At 69.5% G+C, this 6550-nt stretch carries 8 protein-coding genes and 1 riboswitch; of the genes, 5 read left to right on the top strand and 3 right to left on the bottom strand.

Features of this window, described 5'->3' with window-relative positions; all coding sequences use genetic code 11:
- The first annotated feature begins 529 nt into the window (after positions 1-529).
- Positions 530-1906, top strand: a complete 1377-nt coding sequence (radA, locus tag ACWDU1_RS27535; protein ID WP_450002856.1) for a DNA repair protein RadA — start codon at positions 530-532, stop codon at positions 1904-1906.
- A gap of 3 nt (positions 1907-1909) precedes the next feature.
- Here the strand turns inward: radA and ACWDU1_RS27530 are convergent, their stop codons facing one another.
- The gene (locus ACWDU1_RS27530) at positions 1910-2578 is read right to left on the bottom strand and encodes a hypothetical protein (protein WP_450002854.1); all 669 of its coding nucleotides are present in this window, start codon (positions 2576-2578) and stop codon (positions 1910-1912) included.
- 58 nt (positions 2579-2636) lie between these two features.
- Entirely contained in the window at positions 2637-3260 is a 624-nt protein-coding gene (locus tag ACWDU1_RS27525; protein WP_450002853.1) for a carbonic anhydrase, read from the bottom strand.
- A 186-nt stretch (positions 3261-3446) separates the two neighbouring features.
- On the opposite strand from ACWDU1_RS27525, the gene ACWDU1_RS27520 reads away from it, so the two are divergent.
- Positions 3447-4310 (top strand): A/G-specific adenine glycosylase, encoded by an 864-nt coding sequence (locus ACWDU1_RS27520; protein WP_450002857.1) that lies wholly within the window; start codon positions 3447-3449, stop codon positions 4308-4310.
- 10 nt (positions 4311-4320) lie between these two features.
- Here ACWDU1_RS27520 and ACWDU1_RS27515 read toward each other — a convergent pair whose 3' ends face one another.
- Positions 4321-5091 carry an alpha/beta fold hydrolase gene (locus ACWDU1_RS27515; protein WP_450002851.1) on the bottom strand — a complete coding sequence of 257 codons (771 nt, stop codon included), beginning with the start codon at positions 5089-5091 and terminating at the stop codon, positions 4321-4323.
- A 144-nt stretch (positions 5092-5235) separates the two neighbouring features.
- Here ACWDU1_RS27515 and mhuD point away from each other — a divergent pair, with 144 nt between their 5' ends.
- From mhuD to ACWDU1_RS27500, 3 genes are all read left to right on the top strand, one after another.
- A complete protein-coding gene (gene mhuD / locus ACWDU1_RS27510; RefSeq protein WP_058853342.1) occupies positions 5236-5550 on the top strand; it encodes a mycobilin-forming heme oxygenase MhuD in 315 nt (104 codons plus the stop codon).
- Between the two features lie 74 nt (positions 5551-5624).
- A riboswitch (cobalamin riboswitch) is annotated at positions 5625-5771 on the top strand.
- Between the two features lie 36 nt (positions 5772-5807).
- Positions 5808-6002, top strand: a complete 195-nt coding sequence (locus tag ACWDU1_RS27505; protein WP_357429602.1) for a CbtB domain-containing protein — start codon at positions 5808-5810, stop codon at positions 6000-6002.
- Positions 5993-6550 (top strand): CbtA family protein (locus tag ACWDU1_RS27500; RefSeq protein ID WP_450002850.1); only part of this gene is annotated, 558 nt, incomplete at its 3' end. The genes ACWDU1_RS27505 and ACWDU1_RS27500, both read left to right, overlap by 10 nt.

The raw sequence follows: 6550 nt of genomic DNA, 5'->3' as shown, positions 1-6550 counted from the left end.
TATCGCGTGCTGACAGCAGACGCTTCGGGGGCCGAACCCCGCGCGGCGGAGCCGCGCCAATAAACACAGAACCTTGACGAGAAAGGTCACCTTCTCGCCTTGGCGGGCGGGGTCACCTTCGCACCTCCGCACCTCCGCGGGCGGGGTCACCTACTCACCTCCGCGAGCAGGGACACCTGCCTCACCCCGGCGTGCAGGTCACCTGTCTCACCTCGGCGTGCACGGTCCCCCACCTCCCCACCCCGGCGAGCAAGGTCAGTTGTCTCACTATGGCGAGCAATGCACCTCCTCACTTTGGCGTGTGAAGTCACTCCCCAACCTCCACAAGCAAGCCCACCACCCCACCTTCCCGAGCAAGGTCACTTTTCTCGCCTCGACATGCAAGCCCACCTGCCTGCCTCCGCCTCTCAGACCACCTCCCACCCCCATACCCCACCTCCACGACACCCCACCCCCGACCACACCCCCGAAACTCACACCCTCACACCAACAGAGAATCCTGTCGCCCCCTCTGCGTAGGGTCTGGCCTGTGGCAGTCACCAAGAACAAACCCGTGTACCGGTGTTCGGAGTGCGCGCACGAAGTCGCCAAATGGGTCGGGAAATGCCCGGGGTGTGGGGCCTGGGGAACAGTCGACGAGGCTCTTCCCGTGGCCACGGCGGCAGCTGTGGGCGGGCGGAAGGCCATGCTGCCGACCACTGCGGCGGCGCCGCTGTCCCGGATCGATTCGCAGACCACGACCGCCCGCCCCACGGGGGTGGCCGAGCTGGACCGTGTTCTGGGTGGCGGGATCGTCGCGGGGTCGGTGGTGTTGCTCTCGGGCGAACCGGGGGTCGGTAAATCCACTCTGTTGCTCGAGGTCGCGCACCGGTGGGCGCGGCAGCGGGATGAGCGTGCGCTGTATGTGACGGCGGAGGAATCCGCGGGGCAGGTGCGGCTGCGGGCGGACCGGACGGGTGCGGTGCACGACCGGGTGTATCTCGCCGCGGAGTCGGATCTCGCGGTGGTGCTCGGGCACGTGGATCAGGTGAAACCGACTCTGCTGGTGGTGGATTCGGTACAGACGATGTTGGCTCCCGATACCGACGGCGTGATCGGCGGTGTCACTCAGGTCCGGGCGGTGACCGCCGCGTTGACCTCCTTGGCGAAGGCGAGCGGGATCGCGGTGCTGCTCGTCGGGCATGTCACCAAGGACGGGGCGGTGGCGGGGCCGCGCACGCTCGAGCATCTGGTCGATGTGGTGTTGCAGTTCGAGGGCGACAAGAACACGGCGTTGCGGATGATCCGGGGGATCAAGAACCGTTTCGGCAGCGCGGACGAGGTGGGTTGTTTCGAGCTGCGCGACGACGGAATCGTCTGTGTCACCGATCCTTCCGGCTTGTTCCTGCATCATCGCGCGGATTCGGTACCGGGGACGGCCGTCACGGTGGCGATGGACGGGAAGCGTCCGCTGGTGGGCGAGGTCCAGGGGCTCACCGTGGAGACCCAGGTGCCGGCCCCGCGCCGCGCGGTGAGCGGCCTGGACTACAACCGGGTCGCGATGGTGCTGGCGGTCCTGCAGAGCCGCTGTGGACTGTATGTGGGCAAACAGGACGTTTACGCGGCCACTGTGGGCGGGATGCGGCTGACCGAGCCGGCGGCGGATCTGGCGATCGCTCTCGCCATCGCGAGCGCGGCCCGCGATACCGCCCTGCCGCCCGGCTGGGTGATCCTCGGCGAGGTGGGGCTGGCCGGTGAGGTCCGCCGGATCACCTCCACCACTCGCCGCCTCGCCGAGGCCGAGCGGCTCGGGTTCACGACCGCGGTGGTACCGCCGGGTGTGGACGGCAAGAACACGCCGCTGAAGCTGCATGAGGCGTCGAGCCTGCGGGGCGCCCTGCGGCTGGCCGGGCTGTCGCGCAAGTAGCTGTCAGGCGATATTGAACGGTTCGGGTGCGCTGCGTACCGAACCGAGTTGTGCCACGACGTTGTACGCGCCGGTCGGCACCGGGACCCGCTCACCCGCGCATTCCGGCTGCGAGGTCGCGCCCGTCCAGGTCACCGTGAACGCGGCCTGCTCCCCACGATCCAGGGTGCGCATATCGGGGTCGCCGTCGGGGTAGCAGTCGGTACTGGCCCACAGTCGCCGGCCACCGTCGAGGCTGTGCACCGACACCTGCTGCAGGCCCGAACCCATATCGCGCGAGCACGGTTCACCCGAGATATTGGTGATCACGATGCCGAAGACCGGTTCCTCCCCCACCCGGTAGGTGGGTTGCTGCACCGATACCTTGATCGCCAGCGACTGATCGGCGCACTGCCCGGAGGCCGCCGGCGCGGGGCCGGAAGTCTGCCCGGCGGAGGTCGTTTCCCGGGCCGCGCTCGTGCTGGAGGAGGACGGCGCCGACGTCGGACTCGCGGCGGGTTCGGTGGTCTCGGTGGAAGAGGTCGCCGCCACCGCGCCGGGCGAGTCGCCGCCCCGGGAGACGGTTACGACCAGCCAGATCACCACCGCGAGCGCAACGATCAACGCTCCGATGGCAAATACTCGACGCCGCCAGTAGATCTCCGGCGGAAGTGGTCCTGTCGGTTCCAACACGTGTCAACGGTAAGCGCATCGGGCGCCGACAGCGGTCAACGGCACACCGCGAGTGCCGTCAGGCGATTTCACCGATATCGCCGACGACGCGCTGTAGCTGCACCCGGCCCTCGGCGAGGCCGTACGTGGCACAGGCGATCGCGCACTCGCCGGCCCGTACCCGCTGCGCCACCACGGCGGACTGCTCCATCAGCCGGCTGCTGGTCTCCACCACGTGGCGGGCCGTGAACTCGTAGGCGTCGGTGAGTCCTTCCCGCCGGCCGGCCAGGATCGAGGGCGTGACCTTCTCGACGATGCTGCGGATGAAACCGTCGGGCACCTCCCCACCGTCCAGCGTGTCCAGCGTCGCCTTCACCGCACCGCAGCTCTCGTGGCCGAGCACCACGATCAGTGGGATGTTCAGCACGCCGACCCCGTATTCGATCGACCCGAGCACCGAGGCATCGGTCGCGTGGCCCGCCGTCCGCACCACGAACATATCGCCGAGGCCCTGATCGAAGATCAATTCCGCGGCGACGCGGGAATCGCTGCAACCGAACAGGAGGGCGGTCGGGCTCTGGCCCGCCACGAGCTTGGCTCGGTCGGCGGCTCCCTGACTAGGATGCTGCGACGTGCCCTTCACGAAACGCTCGTTTCCTTCGCGCAGCGATTTCCAGGCACTTACCGGGTTGGACTGAGGCATGGTGTCCATTCTGCACGATTCGATGCGGCCCTCTGCTTCGGTCCTGTTACGGCACGGCTTCCGTCCGCGCCGCCCCGGCGGTACTGCACGGTGAGGACGAACGGAGCGAGTCGGGTGAGCAGCGGGATCGTCGGAGACCCGGATACCGGGGCGAGCCCCGCGGCCTCGGGCACCGATCCCACCGCGATCGACGCCGACGCGCTGCTCGGCTGGTACGACCGCACGGCTCGCGATCTGCCCTGGCGGCGGCCGGGGGTCACCGCCTGGCAGATCCTGATGAGCGAGATCATGCTGCAGCAGACCCCGGTGGTGCGGGTCGAACCGATCTGGCGGGTGTGGGTCGCCCGCTGGCCGGTGCCCTCGGCGATGGCGGCGGCGAGCCCGGGCGAGGTGTTGCGCGCCTGGGGCAAACTCGGCTATCCGCGGCGGGCGCTGCGTCTGCACGAATGCGCGCAGGTCCTCGCCGCCGAGCACGGCGACGAGGTACCCGACGATGTCGACGTGCTGCTCGGGCTGCCGGGGATCGGCGCCTACACCGCGCGTGCGGTCGCCTGCTTCGCCTACGGCCGCAGGGTGCCGGTGGTGGACACCAATGTGCGCCGGGTGGTGGCCCGGGCCGTGCACGGACGGAGCGAGGCCGGTAATCCGGCCTCCCGGGATCTGCGGGAGACCGAGGCACTGCTGCCGATTCGGGTGGATCGTGCCGCCCGGTTCTCCGCCGCGCTCATGGAACTCGGGGCCACCGTGTGCACCGCACGCAACCCGGGCTGCGAATACTGCCCGCTGCCGCGCTGCGCGTGGGTGTCGGCGGGCCGTCCGGTCACCGAGTCCACCCGCCGGACCCAGAAGTACGAGGGCACCGACCGGCAGGCCCGCGGTCGGCTCATGGACGTGCTGCGCGCCGCGCAGGGTCCGGTGGAACGCGTCCGGCTCGATCTCGCCTGGACCCGCGATCCCGGCCAGCGCGATCGCGCCCTGGATTCGCTGCTGGTCGACGGCCTGATCGAACAGACCGTGGACGGGCGGTTCGCGCTCGCCGGGGAAGGCTGAGCACCCGGGCTCACACCTCGGCGGCCGACTCCAGCGGGGCCCGCAGCACCCGGTCGAGGAACCGCTGGACCGCGGCCCGGTAGAGGTCCGGCCGGTCGTCGTGCACCAGATGACCGGCCGCGGGGATGAGCACGTGGTCGGCGGCGGGATGCTGTTCGGCCATCCGCCGCATCTGCCCGGGCGGAGTGATCGTGTATTCGCCCTCGATCAGCAGCGTGGGGACCCGCAGCCGCCCCCATTCCGGCCAGAACGCCCGGACCCCCCATTCCTCGGAGATATCGCGGAAGGTGGCTATCTCTCCGTGCAGCCGGTATCCCTGCGGAGTCCGCTCGAAAGAGTTCTCGAAATAGCGGCCCGCGACCGGGCCGAAGTATTCGGCGAGCGCGGCCGCGTCGCGGAAGGGCTGCGGCCACGCTTCGATCATCGCCGCCCAGTGCTCGGCCGTGCGGCCGGTGAAATCGGCCGCCATATCCTCCACGACCAGCGCACGCACCCGCTCCGGGTGCGTCGCGGCGAAAACCCAGCCGTGCAGGCCTCCCATGGAATGCCCGATCACCGTCATCGGCTCGGTGATCCCGGCGGTGGCGGCGGCCAGATCGGCAACGAAGGCGTCGGTGGTCGGTTCGGCCGGCGCGGGACGCCCGTGCCCGGCGGCGTCGAAGGTGTACACCCGACCGTATCCACGCAGCCATTCGAGCTGGTCGACCCAGGTGCGGGCGCTACCCATCAGACCGTGCAGCAGCAGTATGGGGGTGCCGTCCCCGCCCTCGTCGTGCAGCATCGGCCGAGTGTATGCGGCGCCCGGGGCCGGGCTGTCGAGTGTCCCGATGTCCGCGGCCGTGCGCGATCCCCGCGCCGGGCGCCGAAGGCCCGGGATCGACAGGCCCCTGCCCCCGCCCCGCCGAACGGCGGGCACTATGGACCTATGGCTGTTGTGAAGATCAATGCGATCGAGATCCCCGAAGGCGCGGGTCCGGAGCTGGAGAAGCGGTTCGCCCACCGCGCGCACGCTGTCGAGAATTCGCCCGGGTTCCTCGGCTTCCAGCTGCTGCGGCCGACCGCCGGAGAGAACCGGTACTTCGTGGTCACCCAGTGGGATTCCGAGGAATCGTTCGCCGCGTGGCGGGACGGGCCGGCCAAGGAAGCCCACGCCGGGCAGCAGAACAAGCCGGTGGCGACCGGCGCCTCCTTGCTCGAATTCGAGGTCGTGCTGGATGTCGCGGGTAAGCCCGCTTCCTGAGCCCCATACGGACAATCGACCGGCCACGGCACCCGCGGGTGCCGTGGCCGGTGCCGTTTCGGCGACCGGATATTGACGACCGCGCGCGGGGGTGTCACAGTTCCAGAGAAAGCGAAGGTGAGGCGGTAATCCGGTGGAAACCCGGAGCGGTCGCGCCACTGTAAGTCCGGACCTGTGCGGAACGGACGGAGCCAGACACCGGCATCTTCGCAGAACTCGCGAACCGGACGCGAGCATCCGGATGAGGAGGATCCATCATGGCCATCGCCCACGCCCCGTCCCGGGGCGCCGACACACTGGCGACCGTACTCGTCACCGTCGGTGTCGTTCTACTGGCATTGCTCACGCTGTACCTGGTCGGTTTCGATCAGGGCGCCATCTCGCGCAGCGGGATGTTCATGCATGAGCTGATGCACGACGGACGACATCTGCTCGGTGTGCCGTGCCACTGACCGGATCATTCGGTGCCCTGCTCATCCGTGGACTTCTCGCCGGGCTGATCGCCGGCCTGCTGGCCGGGATCGTCGGTAATTTCGTCGGCGAACCCAAGGTGGACGCGGCGATCGCGATCGAAGAGGCGGCGGCCGCACCGGCGGCGGAATCCCATGACGCCGAGGCCGGGCACAGTCACGCGGAAGAGGCCGGCGGCGGGCACAGTCACGGCGAGGACGAAGCCGTGGTCAGCCGGCCCTGGCAGAAATTCGGGCAGTTCCTCGCGAACGCCCTGGCCGGGATGGCCTTCGGCGCGATCGTCGCGACCGCGGCCCACTACGCTCGACGCTTCACTTCGATCCCCGGGCCCCGGCTGGTTCTCGGGCTCGGTGTGGCCGGCTGGCTCGCGGTGGTACTGGTGCCGTTCTTCAAATACCCGGCCAATCCGCCGGCGGTCGGCGACCCCGAGACGATCAACGACCGCACTCTGCTCTGGGTGGCCGCGGTGGTCCTGGGTCTGGTGTCCGTCGCGGCCGCGGCTTTCGTATGGAACCTGCTGCGCGCCCAG

Source organism: Nocardia sp. NPDC003345 (genome assembly GCF_053589395.1).
This window is presented reverse-complemented; position numbering and strand designations above follow the sequence as displayed.